Raw genomic sequence first — 14,452 nt, 5'->3', positions numbered from 1 at the left:
CCGGAATGACGACGGGAGGCATCAATGCGTCAATTCTTTCATCGCAGCTTCCAGCCCCTCGATCGTGATCGGATACATCCGATTGGCGAAGATGCGCTTGATGATGGTGGTGGATTCCGAATAGTCCCAGTGCTTCTGCTGCACCGGGTTCAGCCACACCGTATGCGGATAGGTGCGGATGATGCGGTCGAGCCAGACCGAGCCGGGCTCCTCGTTGACGTGTTCGACCGAGCCGCCGGGCACCATGATCTCGTAAGGCGACATCGAGGCATCGCCGACGAACACGACCTTGTAGTCGTGCGGGTATTTGTGCAGCACGTCCCAGGTCGGCGTGCGGTCGGTGAAGCGGCGCTTGTTCTGCTTCCACACGCCCTCATAGAGGCAATTGTGGAAGTAGAAATACTCCATGTGCTTGAACTCGCTCTTCGCCGCCGAGAACAGCTCCTCGACCTGCTCGATATGCGCATCCATCGAGCCGCCAATGTCGAAGAACACCAGGAGCTTCACCGCGTTGCGCCGCTCGGGTCGCATGTGCACGTCGAGATAACCGTGATTGGCGGTCTCGCGAATGGTGGTGTCGAGATCGAGCTCGTCGGGCGCGCCGGTGCGCGCAAATTTGCGCAGGCGGCGCAGCGCCACCTTGATGTTGCGGATGCCGAGCTCGACATTGCCGTCGAGATCCCGAAACTCGCGCTTGTCCCACACCTTCACGGCGCGGTTGTTGCGGTTCTTCTCCTGGCCGATGCGCACGCCTTCGGGGTTGTAGCCGTGCGCGCCGAACGGCGAGGTGCCGGCGGTGCCGATCCATTTCGAGCCGCCCTGGTGCCGGCCCTTCTGCTCCTCGAGGCGCTTCTTCAAGGTCTCCATGAGCTTGTCCCAGCCCATGGCCTCGATCTGCTTCTTTTCTTCTTCGGTCAGGTATTTCTCGGCGAGCTTCTTCAGCCACTCCTCGGGGATCTCCGCCTTCTCCATGGCGTCGAGCAGGCTTTCCAGCCCCTTGAACACCGTGCCGAAGACGCGGTCGAACTTGTCGAGATTGCGCTCGTCCTTCACCAGCGAGGCGCGCGACAGGTAATAGAAGTTCTCGACCGTGTAGTCCGCAAGGTCGGCGTCGAGCGCCTCCATCAGCGTGAGGTATTCGCGCAGCGTCACGGGGACCTGCGCATCGCGCAGAGAGGTGAAGAATTGCAGGAACATGGGTGACAGATTGCCCGTCGGGTGGCGAACGTCAAGGGGCGGAGGCCGCTGCGGGACGCTGGACCGGCAGGCTTTTTGCTCTAGAATTGGCGACGTCAAGGGGTTGTTTGGGGGACGTTTGCAATGGGAATTCTCGCAGCACTGATCATCGGTGCCATCGCCGGCTGGCTTGCGGGCAAGATTGTCCACGGGGCGGGATTTGGGCTGGTCGGCAACATCGTCGTCGGCATCATCGGCGCGCTGGTGGCGAGCTGGGTTCTGCCACAGCTGCACATCCAGCTGGCAACAGGCACAATCGGCGCCATCGTCAACGCCACGATTGGCGCGGTGATTGTGCTCGTCATCCTTTCGCTGATAAAACGGGTCTGAAAGCCTGACCGAACCAGGAACGGCCGCCGCGAGCGGCCGTTCGCTTGTCGTGACCGAGGCCATTGATACTGGCAATGCGTTGCGGCGACGACCAACAAGGACGCGCGATGAAATTTACCGGCACCAAGGACTATGTTGCGACCGACGATCTCAAGGTCGCCGTCAATGCTTCGATCGTGCTCGAGCGTCCGCTCCTGGTGAAGGGCGAGCCCGGCACCGGCAAGACGGTGCTGGCGGAGGAAGTGGCGAAGGCGCTGAACGCGCCGCTTCTGACCTGGCACATCAAGTCCACCACCAAGGCGCAGCAGGGCCTCTACGAATACGACGCGGTGTCGCGCCTGCGCGACAGCCAGCTCGGCGATGCGCGCGTATCCGACATCCGGAACTACATCAAGCGCGGCAAGCTGTGGGACGCCTTCACCAGCGAGCAGCGCCCGGTGCTCCTGATCGACGAGATCGACAAGGCCGACATCGAATTCCCCAACGATCTGCTGCTCGAGCTCGACCGCATGGAATTCCATGTCTACGAGACCGGCGAGACGATCAAGGCGAAGCAGCGCCCGATCATGATGATCACCTCCAACAACGAGAAGGAGCTGCCCGACGCGTTCCTGCGCCGCTGCTTCTTCCACTACATCAAGTTCCCCGACGCCGACACGATGGGCCGCATCATCGACGTGCACTTCCCCGGCATCAAGAAGCGCCTGGTCGAGGAAGCGCTGCGCATCTTCTTTGAGGTGCGCGAGGTCCCGGGCCTGAAGAAGAAGCCGTCGACCTCGGAGCTGCTCGACTGGCTCAAGCTGCTGCTCAACGAAGACATGAGCGCCGAGCAATTGCGGGAGCGCGACCCGCGCAAGCTGATCCCGCCGCTGCACGGCGCGCTGCTCAAGAACGAGCAGGACGTGCATCTGTTCGAGCGGCTGGCGTTCTTGAGCAGAAGGGAAGTGTAGGCCTCGAGTCCCGGGCGCGCCGTAACGCGTCGCACGGTGCCGTAGGGTGGGCAAAGGCGCATAGCGCCGTGCCCACCATTCCTCCGTGATGGATGCAGATCGTGGGCACGCTTCGCTTTGCCCACCCTACGATATCGAGTGTGTCGCGAGCAGCCTCCCGCTCCCGTCATTGCGAGCGCAGCGAAGCAATCCAGTATCCCTCCACCGCAGTAGTCTGGATTGCTTCGCGGCGCTCGCAATGACGGAGCAAGGAGCAACGGCGTCGTTCTCCGCTGGCAATTCAATTTGCAGACACACCTTCGCAGCCTCGCGGCTCATCTCGCCCGAGCTTTGCTTCATTCCGTCGCCCCAAAAGAAAGAGGGCGCAGGGAAGACCGGGTGCCGACGGGCACCCGCGGTCCGCTGCGCGAAAAGCACACGCAGAGAAACCGCACAGCAGCATACAGGTGTCGCCGATCACTCGGCCTTCCCTGCGCGATGGTCGGACGGCTTATGCCGTGCTCTCCCGGGAGCCGAATTCCTTCTGGCCTCCCTCGCCCCGCGAATTGACGATGCCGTCCGCCCGGTTGGGCTCGCGCGCATCTCCGCAGCCAGCTTGACCGTAGCAACGACGGCCAGGACCACACGGTTTTGCCGTACGCAGCTCATCCGGCTTCGCCAAGAGGCTTCGCCGGACTTCAGCGCCGTTCGTCTGCACGCGGCCTCGGGCTCACAGGGACTACCCGCCCTGCCCGCACCCATCGTGCCGACGCTGCCGCGTCCACCGCAACCCGGCCCGCGTTTCGAACGACTCGCGAACCGCCCCTCTTTCGTGAGCCGGGCTGGTTCGATCTATGCCGCAATTCCGAATTTCGGTAAAGCGGAATATTTTATGGAGAGGGGTTGACGGGGTGACGGGGTGTTTTGCCCGACGGGCTACGGGCCGTGAAGCGTCGCCGCCCACTCCAGCGCCGGCAGCACCGTGCCTACGAGCAGACCATATGAGAAGGCCTTTTGAACTGGTGTGGGCCGAGGAAACCATCCTATTCCGCCCATGAAGTACATTATCGCCCAGAGGCCGGCAAGGAGGGTCCAATCGCGCCAGCCCACGCGGAGCAGCAGACCGAGCGGAATAGCGGTGCAGAGAAAGACGATGCCGCAGATGGCAATCTGGCCAACGGATTGCCGCTCAGCGCCGGATTGGGGCATTTGGCGTTTTGCCTATCGGTGAAGCGCGTAGGGCGGATTGGCCGAAGGCGTAACCGCCACGGCTCGTTTTCACATCGAAAGAAACGGTGGGTTACGCCTACGGCCGCGCTTCGCGCCGCCGCTGGCTAACCCACCCTACGAAGATATCACGCCACCGCTGCGTCCGGAATCCTTGCGGCTTCCAGCGGCTGCTTACCGCGGATGAGGTCGGAGGCGCGGTCGGCGATCATCATCGTTGACGCATTCAAATTCGCCGAGATCATGCGGGGCATGACGGAGGCGTCGATGACGCGGAGGCCTTCGAGGCCGTGGACGCGGAGGTGGTCGTCGACGACCGCCCAGGTGGAACCCGCCGGGCCCATGCGGCAGGTGCAGCCGGGGTGGAAGGTGGTGGTGCCGCGCTGGGTGGCGGCGTGCAAGAATTCGTCGTCGGTGTTGACGTTGGGGCCGGGGAAATCCTCGTAGGCGTAATAGGGCGATAGCGGCGCGGACTTCAGCAGCTTGCGTGCGAGCTTCATGCCGCCGACGATGACGCGGCGGTCGAGCTCGGCGTCGAGATAATTGGTCTGGATGATCGGCGGCGCGAACGGATCGCTGGAGCGGATGCGGACATAGCCGCGGCTCTCCGGGCGCTGCTGCCAGGACGCCACGGTCATGCCGGGCTCGTCCTCGAGCTGACCCTGCACGCCCTCCTTGTAGGACGCCGGCGTGAAGGTGAGCTGCAGGTCGGAGCTCTCGGCGCTCTCGCCAGAGTGCCAGAAGCAATAGACCATGGTCGGCGACAGCGACAGCAGGCCGCGGCGCGCGGTCGCCCATTTCATCGCCTCGATCCATAGCGAGAAGCCGCGGCGGAGCTCGTTGATGGTCTTGATGTCCTTGACTCGCGCCACCGTGCGCGGGGCGTAGTGATCCTGCAGGCCCTCGCCGACGGGCAGCGCGTGACGCACGGCGATGCCGTGCTGCTGCAACAGATCGGGCGAACCGATGCCGGAAAGCTGCAAGAGCTGCGGCGAATTATAACTGCCGCCGGAGAGGATCACCTCCTTGTTGGCGCGCACTTCGACGGGATGGCCGCCGCGGCCGCCCTTCATGTAGCGCACGCCGACGGCGCGCTTGCCCTCGAAGATGATCTCGGTCGCGTGCGCATGGGTGTGCACATGCACGTTGGGCCGCTTCATCGCCGGCTTGAGGAACGCGGTCGCGCCGGAGACGCGCAGGCCGTTGTTGATGGTGCGCTGGCAGTAGGAGACGCCTTCCTGGGTCTTGCCGTTGTAATCGGGGTTGCGGGGAATGCCGAGCGAGACCGCGCCTTCCATGAAGGCCTCGCAGAGCGGATCGCGCCAGTTCATGGTGGTGACGATGAGGTTGCCGTCGCGGCCGCGATAGGTGTCCTCGCCCTCGCCGATCCGCTTCTCCAGCCGCCGGAAGTAGGGCAGCACGTCGGCATAGCCCCAGCCGCGATTGCCCATCTGCGCCCAGGTGTCGAAATCCATGCGCTGGCCGCGATTGTAGATGTGGCCGTTGATCGAGGACGAGCCGCCGAGCGTCTTGCCGCGCGGCGCGTAGATGCTGCGCCCGCCGGTCCACGGTCCGGGCTCCTGCTGATAGGCCCAGTTGATGCTCTTCATGTGGAAGGTTTTGATGAAGCCCGCCGGCAGATGGATGTAGGGATGCCAGTCGGAAGGGCCCGCCTCGAGCACGCAGACGCTGGTGTTGGGGTCCTCGCTGAGCCGGCTGGTGAGCACGCAACCGGCGGAGCCCGCGCCGACGATCACATAATCAAATCTATCCATGGTCCCTCGGCCGCCCCTAGCGCGGCTTGTCGTTGAGTTGGAATTCCAGATGCGCCTGCACCGTCGGCCATTCGGCGGCGGTGATGCTGTAGACGACAGTATCGCGCAGCGTGCCGTTCGGCGCGATCTGATGGCTGCGCAGGATGCCGTCCTGCTTGGCGCCCAGGCGCTCGATGGCGCGGCGGCTCTGGTGGTTGAAGAAGTGGGTGCGGAACTCGACCGCAATGCAGTTCAGCGTCTCGAAGGCGTGGCGCAGCAGCAGCAACTTGCACTGCGTGTTGAGCGGGCCGCGCTGCGCGCTCTTGCCATACCAGGTCGAGCCGATCTCGACGCGGCGATTGGCGGCGTCGATGTTCATGTAGGTGGTCATGCCGACGATGGTGCCGCCGGCATCGAACACGGTGAAGGGCAGCATCGAGCCCGCGGCCTGCAGGCCGAGCCGACGGTCGATCTCCTTGCCCATGTTCTCCGGCAGCGGGATCGCAGTGTACCACAGCTTCGACAGCTCGCCGTCCTTGACGGCCTCGACCAGCCCCTCGCCGTGATCATGCGCCAGCGGCTCGAGACGGGCGTGCTGTCCGCGCAGGGTGATGGGATCGGGCCAGGGCATTGATGTTATTCTCCGTTGTCATTGCGAGGAGCGAAGCGACGAAGCAATCCAGACTGTCACCGCGGACGCATTCCTGGATTGCTTCGCTTCGCTCGCAATGACGGTCACTAGCACCGTTTACGTGTTTAGGAAATTGAGCGGCAATCCGCCGCGCGGCCAGTCCATGGCAATAAGCTCGCCCTTGCCCGACAGCGTGATGTAGGCGGTCTTCAGCTCGGGGCCGCCGAAGGCGATATTGGTGGTCACGCGGTCGCCGGTCGGGACCTGTTCCACCAGGGTGCCGTCGGGCGCGATTACCGAGATGCAGCCGGAGACGAGGGTGGCGACACAGACATTGCCGCCAGCTTCCACCGCAAGCGAGTCGAACATCTGGTAGCCGCCGAGGCCGCAGATCGGCTGGCCGCGCTCGCCGCGATAGATCGGATCGCGCGGCTTGAGCGTGCCCGGCGCCGCGAGCTCATAGGCCCAGAGCCGCCCGGTCGGCGTCTCCGCGATGTAGACAATGTTCTCGTCCGGCGACAGGCCGATGCCGTTCGCCGGCAATACGCCATGCACGATTTCGACGATCTCGCTCATGCCGGGCTTGAGGTAATACATGCCGCCGACATCCATCTCGCGCGCGCGCCGCTTGCCGAGGTCGGAAAACCAGAGGCCGCCGTGCTTGTCGAAGACGAGGTCGTTCGGCCCGCGCAGATCGTGCGCGCCACATTTGGTCACGACGGTCTCGACCTTGCCGGATTGCAGATCGACGCGCTGGATCGCGCCGCCGAGATAATCGTCCGGCTGCGGACCCGGCATGATCATCTTGCCGGCCGGAATCCAGGAGAAGCCGCCATTGTTGCAGATGTAGATCTTGCCGTCGGGCCCGAGCCCGGCGCCATTCGGGCCGCCGGGAATCTTCGCCACGATCTCCTTGCGGCCGTCGGGATAGACGCGCGTCAGCCGCTGGCCGCGGATCTCCACCAGCACCACCGAACCGTCCGGCATCACGACCGGCCCTTCGGGAAATTCGAGGTCGGTGGCGAGAACGCGGACGTTGGACATTGGAGACCCTCCCGGCTGCTTGTTATGGCTTGCACGGGATGTCCGGCACGGGCCCCCGCAGGCAAGATTTGCCTGCGGTTATGGCAAAGTCGCCGGAGCTTGCCAAGCAAGCGGGACGGTATGCCAGCGTTGCGTGTTACTCTCTCACCGGTACCCAGATTTCAAAGCCGCCATGGCCGGTCGCCGGATCGAATTTTTCGTCATAGCGCTCGAAGTTCGGCGCGTCCGCGGCTTTCAGGCCAGACGCCGGCAGCCATTGATTCCAGATCGTGTTGACGGTGCGCCGGATCGAGGCGACGTGATCCTTGTGCGTGAACACCGCATAGCGCTGCTCCGGAGTGCGGATGCGACCGAAGTGGCGCGGCAGGTCGGAGAAATCGGCGACCTCGACGCCGGCAATGTAATCGAAATTGCCGGCATCATCGCCGTTGCAGCAGACGCCGTAGGCGACTTGATCTTTTCCTTGGCCGACGCGCGCGGGAATGTCGGCGACCTCCCGATTGAAGCGCTGCCATAGACCGGGGATCATGGCACCGTTGTCGCAGGAGATGCGCTCGGCGGGGCCGGCGACGAGGAAGGCCTTTGCCGTCTCGAAGCGCGGTGGGGCGAGAGTATCCAGCATGGTGGAATCCATGAGAATCGGCTCCTGTAGCCTGAGCTGGTTGACGCACGCTGCCGCCCTCACCGCTTCGGGCGTGGTGCCGAATTGGTCGCGGAACGCGCGGGTGAAAGCTTCGTGCGAGCCGTAATCCGCCTCCAGCGCCAGTGACAGGATGTCGGGTGCGCCCTTTGCCAGGCTGTGCGCCGCCTCCGTCAGCCGCCGCGCGCGCACGTAGCGCATCACCGGCAGACCGACGGCTGCGGCGAACGCACGCACGATGTGGAACCGCGACACGCCCGAGATCGCAGCGATCTCGTCGAGCGTCATCGGCTCGGCCAGATGGCTCTCGATATACCAGAGCGCGCGCTGGGCTGGATTCATGGCGGTTCAGGCCCTCGTTCGAAGCGCGGCGATGATGCGCCGGTCTCCATCGCTCTGCTTGATCGGCATTGCTGTGCTTCGCATGAGCATAGTCCGGCAATGGCCCCTGGCAACGCCCCGGTGTTCGTGGCTACACTCGCCGAAACCGCTCACGAGAAAGAGGAACCGGGTCATGGAAATCACCGATGTGCGGGCGCACCATATCCGCATCCCCTATGATGCCGGTGTCGCGAGCTTCCGCCAGGGCGCTTCCGCCATCACGGCGCTCGACATGGTGCTCGTCGAGGTCACGACCGATGCCGGGCTGACCGGCTGGGGCGATGCTTTCGCCTATGTCTGCCCGCGCACGACGCGCAGCGCGGTCGAGGAGATGATCGTGCCGCAGGCCCGCGGGCTGGAGGTGCCCGATGCCGCCGGCATCCCCGCCGTGATGGAGCAGATCCAGCGCAATTTGCATCTGTTCGGCCGCTACGGCATCACCATGTTCGCGATCTCCGGGCTCGATATCGCATTGTGGGACCTCGCCGCAAAGATCAAGGGCGTGCCGCTGCACCGCCTGCTGGGCGAGATCAGGCGCACCGCCATTCCGGCTTACGCGAGCCTGCTCCGGATCGGCTCGCCCGACAACATCGCCGCCGAATGCAGGAAGGCGCTCGCGCTCGGCTATGGCGCGATCAAGCTGCACGAGACCACGACGCCTGCGGTGCTTGCCGCGCGCGAAGCGATCGGTCCGAGCATTCCACTGATGGTCGACATGAACTGCCCGCTGACCGGGGAGCAGGCGATCGCTTTCGCGGCGACATGCCGCGACGCGCAGCCGATGTTCCTGGAAGAGCCGGTCTGGCCGCCGGAAGACTTCGCCACGCTTGCCGAGGTGCGCAGCAAGAGCGGGCTCGGAATTGCCGCCGGCGAGAATGCCTGCACCGAATATCAATTCCGCCAGATGATGGAAGCGGGCGCGGTCAGCCACGCCCAGCCGTCAGTCATCAAGGTCGGCGGCATCACGGAATTCCTGAAGGTCGCAGGCTTGGCCGATCGGCTCGGCATCAGGATCGTGCCGCACTCGCCTTACTTTGGCCCGGGCCTGCTGGCGACGCTGCATCTGCTCGCGACGCGCGACGACGGGCTGGTCGAGATGTTCTATTTAAAGCGCGAAGCCTGCCTCTGGGGCGGCCGCGCCGATGTCGATGCAAGCGGCCATGTCGCGGTGCCCTCGGGTCCCGGGCTCGGCTACGAGCCCGATCGTGGCGTGATGGAGCGATATCGCGTCGCGTGATCGGCACGCCTATTTCGCAGCATCCTTCGCCGGCGGCGCGTCCTGCTTCTTCTTCAGATCCTCAGTGGTCGCCTGCGCGGCCTGGAGATCGAGAAGCGTCTTCTGCAGGCCGGCGATGGCTGTCTTCAGCCCATCGATCTGGCGATTGGCAACATCCAGCTTTTGCTGATGGTCGAGGCTGAGCTTGGTGATCGTCTTCTGCAGGAAGTCGACATTGCTCTGGAGGCAGCTGGTGCGGCGCTCCATGGTTTTCTCGACCGTGCAGATCTCGATGCCGGGCACGTCCTGCGCGAGCACCGGCAGAGGCGCCAGCGGTGCGAGCAGCAATATCGCGAAACAAATTCCGGCGTTTCGAAGCAGCATGAAAGTTCCTCGGCCAGTCGATCACATCAATGTGCGCTGTTTGCGCGCTGCAGCGTGAGGCTACCACACTCGCACCGCATTCTCGCGTTGAGCTTGGGCCCGTTCCCCTGGGACGGGGAGCAGTGAACCGCATGCGGGAGAAGTGGGCGCTCTCCGCGGCTTTGTTTAGGGGAGATTTTTGGAATGGCAACGCGCGATAGACGTTTGGCGGAATTCGATGGCGCCGGAGAACCACCGCCGGGCCTGCCACTTGAAGTGCTGTGCGAGGATCACAGCGGGACGTATCAACTGCCGTTCGCCTGCCGCTATGTCGAAGGACGCTGGCAAAACCACGAGGCCGGGATTGCGGTGGAAGCAACCGTGATCGGCTGGCGCCTGCCGCGCCTGAAGCAGCGCGGGGCCGCCTGAAGGCGGTGTCTGTTTCAAAATGCGACGGGGCCGCGCTGCGCTTTAACCTTCGGAACGCGGCCCGAACGAATCACGTCCGAATCAGCCGAAACGCCTTGTACGCACCTGTTCACGGCTAGATCTCGCTGCGGTTCGGCAGGCGCGCACAATATCTGCGCAGCCGGCCGGATCGCAGGCGCCTGTCGCCGGGTCCAAAGGTTAATTGTTGCAAGGGCATAGCGCCGCGGTCCGCAGCGGAGGGCCGCCGCTCTCGAAACAGGCACAGCCGTGCAACGCCTGCCTAATATTCGACCTCGAGCTCCTCGATCTCGGCCGGCTCCTCCTTCGCCGCCGCGACCCATTCCTGCATCTCGGGCATGGCCATGATGGTGTCGGCATAGGCCTTGAGCGGCGGTGCGAGCTTGACGTCATAGGTCACGAAGCGCGTTACGACGGGAGCGTACATCGCATCCGCCATGGTGCGCTTCTCGCCAAACAGGAAGGGACCGCCCGATTTCTCCAGGCAGTCGCGCCAGATGAACCAGACCCGGTCGATATCGGCCTGCGCCCGCGACCAGATCTTGAAGCCGGGAAAGTGCCCCTTCAGGTTGACCGGCAGCGAGGCGCGCAGCGTGGTGAAGCCGGAATGGATTTCGCCCGAGATCGAGCGGCAATGGGCGCGCTGGATGCGGTCGGCCGGCAACAGGCCGGCGTCCGGCATGACCTCGTTGAGATATTCGGCAATCGCCAGCGTGTCCCAGACCACGGCGCTCTCGTGCCGCAGGCACGGCACCAGGATCGAGGACGACAGCAGCAGGATCTCCGCACGCGCCGACGGATCGTCCGGCGCGGTGACGATCTCCTCGAAATCGAGCCCGGAGAATTTCGTCAGCAGCCAGCCACGCAGCGACCAGGACGAGTAGTTCTTGCTGCTGATGGTCAGTGTCGCCTTCGCCATAGAGCCCTTCCCTCACGCCTGGGCAACGCACCGCCGCGCGTGCGTGCCCGTGATCTGTGCCTACCCGACCGGGGCGCAGCAAGCGACGTGCCAATTTTCCGGGCGGTCCGGCTCCCGTCTGGCTTCGATATTGCATCACGACAGGAGGCAAGTGGGCGCTTCAGTATGATGTCGATGTATTATCAGGCTTTTCAGAACCACATGGACCTGACGGCGCCATGGCGCGCGGGGGCTTCGTCCGCACTCAAATTCCTCAATCTGGTGCCTCAGGGCTCATCGGACCAAGTGGTCGGCCGGCTTTCGGCCGCGCTGGAGCTGATCTCGCGCTCCACCCTCACCTATGACCGTCCCGCCTACGGCATCGACAGCGTCATGGTGGGCAACCGCGAGGTCGCGGTCAGCGAGGAGATCGCCTACGCGACGCCGTTCGGCTCGCTGCTGCACTTCAGGAAACACGGCGTGGCCGAGCAGCCGCGCATGCTGCTGGTTGCGCCGATGTCCGGACACTTCGCCACGCTCCTGCGCGGCACCGTGAAGACGCTGCTGCAGGACCACGACGTCTACATCACCGACTGGCACAATCCGCGCGACATCCCGCGCAGCGAGGGCCGCTTCGGGCTCGACGACTACACCGAGCACCTGATCGACTTCCTCGGGCAGCTCGGGCCGCGCCCGCACATGGTGGCGATCTGCCAGCCGTCCGTCTCCGCGCTCGCGGCCGCCGCGATCATGTGCGAGGACAACCATCCCTCGCGCCCGGCGACGCTGACGCTGATGGCCGGCCCGATCGACACACGGATCCAGCCGACCAGGGTCAACGAATTCGCCAAGAGCAAGCCGATCGAATGGTTCGAGCGCAATCTGATCAACTACGTGCCGGTGCAGTGCCGCGGCGCTCTGCGCAAGGTCTATCCCGGCTTCGTGCAGCTCACCGCCTTCGTCTCGATGAATCTCGAGCGCCACATCAAGCAGCATCTCGACCTCGCCAACCACATCGCCAAGGGCGAGAAGGAGAAGGCCGCGACCATCAAGACCTTCTACGACGAATATTTCGCCGTGATGGATCTGCCGGCCGAATTCTACATCGAGACCGTGCGCGACGTGTTCCAGGAGCATCTCCTGCCGCAAGGCAAGTTGATGCATCGCGGCCGTCCCGTGAACACCAGGGCGGTCAGCCGCATGGGGCTGATGACGGTCGAGGGCGAGAAGGACGACATCTGCTCGATCGGCCAGACGCTGGCCGCCCAGGACCTCTGCACCGGCGTGCGCGCCTATCGCCGCGTCCACCACATGCAGGCCGGCGTCGGCCATTACGGCGTGTTCTCCGGCAAGCGCTGGAACAACGAGATCTATCCGCTGCTGCGGGATTTCGTGCACGTGAATTCGTGAGGCGCACGCCGCGGCGCACGAGAGCTACTCTTCAAGCTCGTATCGCGCTGGGCCACGCGATGACTTGCCCTGACATCACAAGGCGGTTGCGCCCGCTCTCCTTGGCGGCGTAGAGCGCCCTATCCGCGGCCGCTATCAACGACGTGAAATCAGCATTATCGCCGAACGACATATGTGTGGCGCCACCAATACTGAGGGTGACCTGCTTGGATGGCGGGTTGACCGCGTGCAGGATGCCGAGGTCTTGAATCGCTTGCCGGATTCGCTCGCCGACCTGCTCGCACCCTTCTGTGTCCGTATTTGGTAGCAGCAAGGCGAATTCCTCACCACCATACCGAGCGGCCAAGTCTGCTGGTCGCCGGGCCTGTTCTGCCAGGACCCCGGCGACCGAGCGGAGACATGCATCGCCCGCCTGATGCCCGTACTGATCATTGAAACTCTTGAAATGATCGACATCCATCAGCAACAGTGACAGAGGCCTTCCTTCGCGCCTGGCTCGGTCCCATTCCGCCTCTAGCCGCTCGTCGAAGTGTCTGCGGTTTGCCAAGTCCGTCAGGCCATCCGAACTGGCGAGAGCCGCCAGCTTATCCTCCAGGTCCTTACGTTCGGTCATGTCGCGCGAGATCGCCACCACGCCGTTGATGTCTCCACTCTGCGCACTCCTGGCGACGCGCAGCGCGGTTTCGATCCAGACCTCGCCTTTCTCGCGATGCCGAGTGCGATAAGTGATTCTCGCCTCCTCGGCTTCGCCGTTCATCAACGCGGAGATCGTCTCCTCAACCCGCGCCAGATCCGCCGGATTTATGCCGGCGAGGGCCGACGTATCCACCAATTCGTTCGGAGCCCAGCCGAGGACTCGCGCGCTGGACGGCGACGTATAGAGAATCCGTCCATCGACCGCTATACGCATGACCATGTCTCCCGACTGCTCCGCGAGGAGACGAAAATCCGCCTCCTTGGCGATCAGAGCAGCGGCCATCTTCTGCCGCATGTGCAACTGGCGCACCAGCCAAACCCCTGCAACAGCGAGCCCTCCTATCAGTCCCAGCACCGCAACCACGCGCGTCAGCGCCGCTTTGCGCCAGGGGGCCAAGACGTCGTCTTCCGATTCCGTCGCAACCACGACAACAGGGTAGCGACTGCTGAGTTGATAAAAGCTCAGACGCCGAACGCCGTCGAGAGGCGACGTGAAGTAGTAGACGTCCGCACTTGGCCGCTCGCGGAAATTCCTAAAAAGCGGTGCATTCGACAGATCGCGACCCGTATATCCGTTGTCCGGGCTACGCGCGAGGACAACGCCCTTCGCGGTCGCCAGTGCAATTGAGCCGTTCTGGCCAACGTCGAACCCGCGATAGAATTGCAAAAAATAGTCGACATCGATCGTGGTAAGAGCCACTCCGGCAAAACTGCCGTCAGGATGATCGAAGCGCCTTGACGCTGTGATGATCCATTGCCCCCTCGATCTGCTCCTCACTGGACCCCCAATGAAGGTTCCTCGCTCAGCCACGGCGCGATGATGCTGGAAATACTCGCGGTCGCTGTTGTTGAGGCCGGCGAAATCCACGGGCTCGCTGGTTGCGAGCCAGCGGCCGGTCTCGTCATAGACGAACACAGCTCGAATCCGGTTCGCGGCTTTGCGCCGGGAAAGAAAGGTCTGAATCTTCGCGATCGCCGCCGGGCTGGTCCCCTCGAGTTCGAGTTGGCCGACCAACACATTGAGAACGGTGTCCGCGAGTTCGAACGTATCGTCCGCGTGTTGCGTCACCGACCGGGCCAGATTGGCCACGTCTGTTTCGGAGCCCTTCAGCAGCGTCTGTCGCTGGGACCACTCCCGCCAGCCGCTGAGCGCGACAATCGCCAAGCAAGCGACCGCCACGAATGCGGAGGCCCAGAGCGTCAGACGCCCCTTCCGAAGATCGCTGCGGTGATCGATCAAGAGATGCTCC

General features: G+C 63.9%; 13 protein-coding genes. 5 read left to right on the top strand and 8 right to left on the bottom strand.

What is annotated here, in order from left to right:
- Positions 1-21: 21 nt before the first annotated feature.
- The gene (locus tag I6F16_RS09490) at positions 22-1,197 is read right to left on the bottom strand and encodes a VWA domain-containing protein (RefSeq protein ID WP_036028524.1); all 1,176 of its coding nucleotides are present in this window, start codon (positions 1,195-1,197) and stop codon (positions 22-24) included.
- Between the two features lie 123 nt (positions 1,198-1,320).
- Between I6F16_RS09490 and I6F16_RS09485 the strand changes: the two genes are divergently transcribed.
- Both I6F16_RS09485 and I6F16_RS09480 read left to right on the top strand, forming a co-directional pair.
- On the top strand, positions 1,321-1,566 hold the full coding sequence (locus tag I6F16_RS09485; protein WP_036013183.1) for a GlsB/YeaQ/YmgE family stress response membrane protein: 246 nt from the start codon (positions 1,321-1,323) through the stop codon (positions 1,564-1,566).
- Between the two features lie 107 nt (positions 1,567-1,673).
- Positions 1,674-2,516: a MoxR family ATPase gene (locus I6F16_RS09480; protein WP_036013181.1), complete on the top strand. Its 843-nt coding sequence runs from the start codon at positions 1,674-1,676 to the stop codon at positions 2,514-2,516.
- A gap of 1,334 nt (positions 2,517-3,850) precedes the next feature.
- On the opposite strand, the gene I6F16_RS09475 is transcribed toward I6F16_RS09480, so the two are convergent.
- The 4 genes from I6F16_RS09475 to I6F16_RS09460 form a co-directional block, all read right to left on the bottom strand.
- Complete coding sequence (locus tag I6F16_RS09475; RefSeq protein ID WP_225173631.1) at positions 3,851-5,497, bottom strand: GMC family oxidoreductase N-terminal domain-containing protein; 1,647 nt, start codon at positions 5,495-5,497, stop codon at positions 3,851-3,853.
- A gap of 16 nt (positions 5,498-5,513) precedes the next feature.
- Positions 5,514-6,107, bottom strand: coding sequence for a GNAT family protein (locus tag I6F16_RS09470; RefSeq protein WP_225173630.1), 594 nt, complete (start codon positions 6,105-6,107; stop codon positions 5,514-5,516).
- Between the two features lie 117 nt (positions 6,108-6,224).
- A complete protein-coding gene (locus I6F16_RS09465; RefSeq protein ID WP_225173629.1) occupies positions 6,225-7,151 on the bottom strand; it encodes an SMP-30/gluconolactonase/LRE family protein in 927 nt (308 codons plus the stop codon).
- Between the two features lie 136 nt (positions 7,152-7,287).
- On the bottom strand, positions 7,288-8,133 hold the full coding sequence (locus tag I6F16_RS09460; RefSeq protein ID WP_225173628.1) for an AraC family transcriptional regulator: 846 nt from the start codon (positions 8,131-8,133) through the stop codon (positions 7,288-7,290).
- A gap of 172 nt (positions 8,134-8,305) precedes the next feature.
- On the opposite strand from I6F16_RS09460, the gene I6F16_RS09455 reads away from it, so the two are divergent.
- A complete protein-coding gene (locus I6F16_RS09455; RefSeq protein WP_225173627.1) occupies positions 8,306-9,409 on the top strand; it encodes a mandelate racemase/muconate lactonizing enzyme family protein in 1,104 nt (367 codons plus the stop codon).
- Between the two features lie 9 nt (positions 9,410-9,418).
- Here the strand turns inward: I6F16_RS09455 and I6F16_RS09450 are convergent, their stop codons facing one another.
- On the bottom strand, positions 9,419-9,772 hold the full coding sequence (locus I6F16_RS09450) for a hypothetical protein (protein WP_225173626.1): 354 nt from the start codon (positions 9,770-9,772) through the stop codon (positions 9,419-9,421).
- A gap of 183 nt (positions 9,773-9,955) precedes the next feature.
- On the opposite strand from I6F16_RS09450, the gene I6F16_RS09445 reads away from it, so the two are divergent.
- Positions 9,956-10,180 (top strand): hypothetical protein, encoded by a 225-nt coding sequence (locus I6F16_RS09445; protein WP_036028537.1) that lies wholly within the window; start codon positions 9,956-9,958, stop codon positions 10,178-10,180.
- 280 nt (positions 10,181-10,460) lie between these two features.
- On the opposite strand, the gene I6F16_RS09440 is transcribed toward I6F16_RS09445, so the two are convergent.
- Positions 10,461-11,117: a glutathione S-transferase family protein gene (locus I6F16_RS09440; RefSeq protein WP_036013147.1), complete on the bottom strand. Its 657-nt coding sequence runs from the start codon at positions 11,115-11,117 to the stop codon at positions 10,461-10,463.
- A 165-nt stretch (positions 11,118-11,282) separates the two neighbouring features.
- On the opposite strand from I6F16_RS09440, the gene phaZ reads away from it, so the two are divergent.
- Positions 11,283-12,506 (top strand): polyhydroxyalkanoate depolymerase, encoded by a 1,224-nt coding sequence (gene phaZ, locus I6F16_RS09435; RefSeq protein ID WP_085969180.1) that lies wholly within the window; start codon positions 11,283-11,285, stop codon positions 12,504-12,506.
- Positions 12,507-12,537: 31 nt separating this feature from the next.
- On the opposite strand, the gene I6F16_RS09430 is transcribed toward phaZ, so the two are convergent.
- The gene (locus tag I6F16_RS09430; protein WP_225173625.1) at positions 12,538-14,442 is read right to left on the bottom strand and encodes a diguanylate cyclase; all 1,905 of its coding nucleotides are present in this window, start codon (positions 14,440-14,442) and stop codon (positions 12,538-12,540) included.
- Positions 14,443-14,452 lie beyond the last annotated feature (10 nt).

The organism is Bradyrhizobium sp. IC4060, from assembly GCF_020193715.1.
Lineage (GTDB): Bacteria > Pseudomonadota > Alphaproteobacteria > Rhizobiales > Xanthobacteraceae > Bradyrhizobium > Bradyrhizobium yuanmingense.
The sequence above is the reverse complement of the archived record's forward strand: the minus strand, read 5'-3'. Positions and strand labels throughout refer to the sequence as shown.

Coding starts and splice junctions, on each gene's coding strand:
- I6F16_RS09480 (WP_036013181.1), top strand. CDS start 1,674: ATGAAATTTACCGGCACCAAGGACTATGTTGCGACCGACGATCTCAAG.
- I6F16_RS09470 (WP_225173630.1), bottom strand. CDS start 6,107: ATGCCCTGGCCCGATCCCATCACCCTGCGCGGACAGCACGCCCGTCTC.
- phaZ (WP_085969180.1), top strand. CDS start 11,283: ATGATGTCGATGTATTATCAGGCTTTTCAGAACCACATGGACCTGACG.
- I6F16_RS09460 (WP_225173628.1), bottom strand. CDS start 8,133: ATGAATCCAGCCCAGCGCGCGCTCTGGTATATCGAGAGCCATCTGGCC.
- I6F16_RS09455 (WP_225173627.1), top strand. CDS start 8,306: ATGGAAATCACCGATGTGCGGGCGCACCATATCCGCATCCCCTATGAT.
- I6F16_RS09465 (WP_225173629.1), bottom strand. CDS start 7,151: ATGTCCAACGTCCGCGTTCTCGCCACCGACCTCGAATTTCCCGAAGGG.
- I6F16_RS09490 (WP_036028524.1), bottom strand. CDS start 1,197: ATGTTCCTGCAATTCTTCACCTCTCTGCGCGATGCGCAGGTCCCCGTG.
- I6F16_RS09475 (WP_225173631.1), bottom strand. CDS start 5,497: ATGGATAGATTTGATTATGTGATCGTCGGCGCGGGCTCCGCCGGTTGC.
- I6F16_RS09485 (WP_036013183.1), top strand. CDS start 1,321: ATGGGAATTCTCGCAGCACTGATCATCGGTGCCATCGCCGGCTGGCTT.
- I6F16_RS09445 (WP_036028537.1), top strand. CDS start 9,956: ATGGCAACGCGCGATAGACGTTTGGCGGAATTCGATGGCGCCGGAGAA.
- I6F16_RS09450 (WP_225173626.1), bottom strand. CDS start 9,772: ATGCTGCTTCGAAACGCCGGAATTTGTTTCGCGATATTGCTGCTCGCA.
- I6F16_RS09440 (WP_036013147.1), bottom strand. CDS start 11,117: ATGGCGAAGGCGACACTGACCATCAGCAGCAAGAACTACTCGTCCTGG.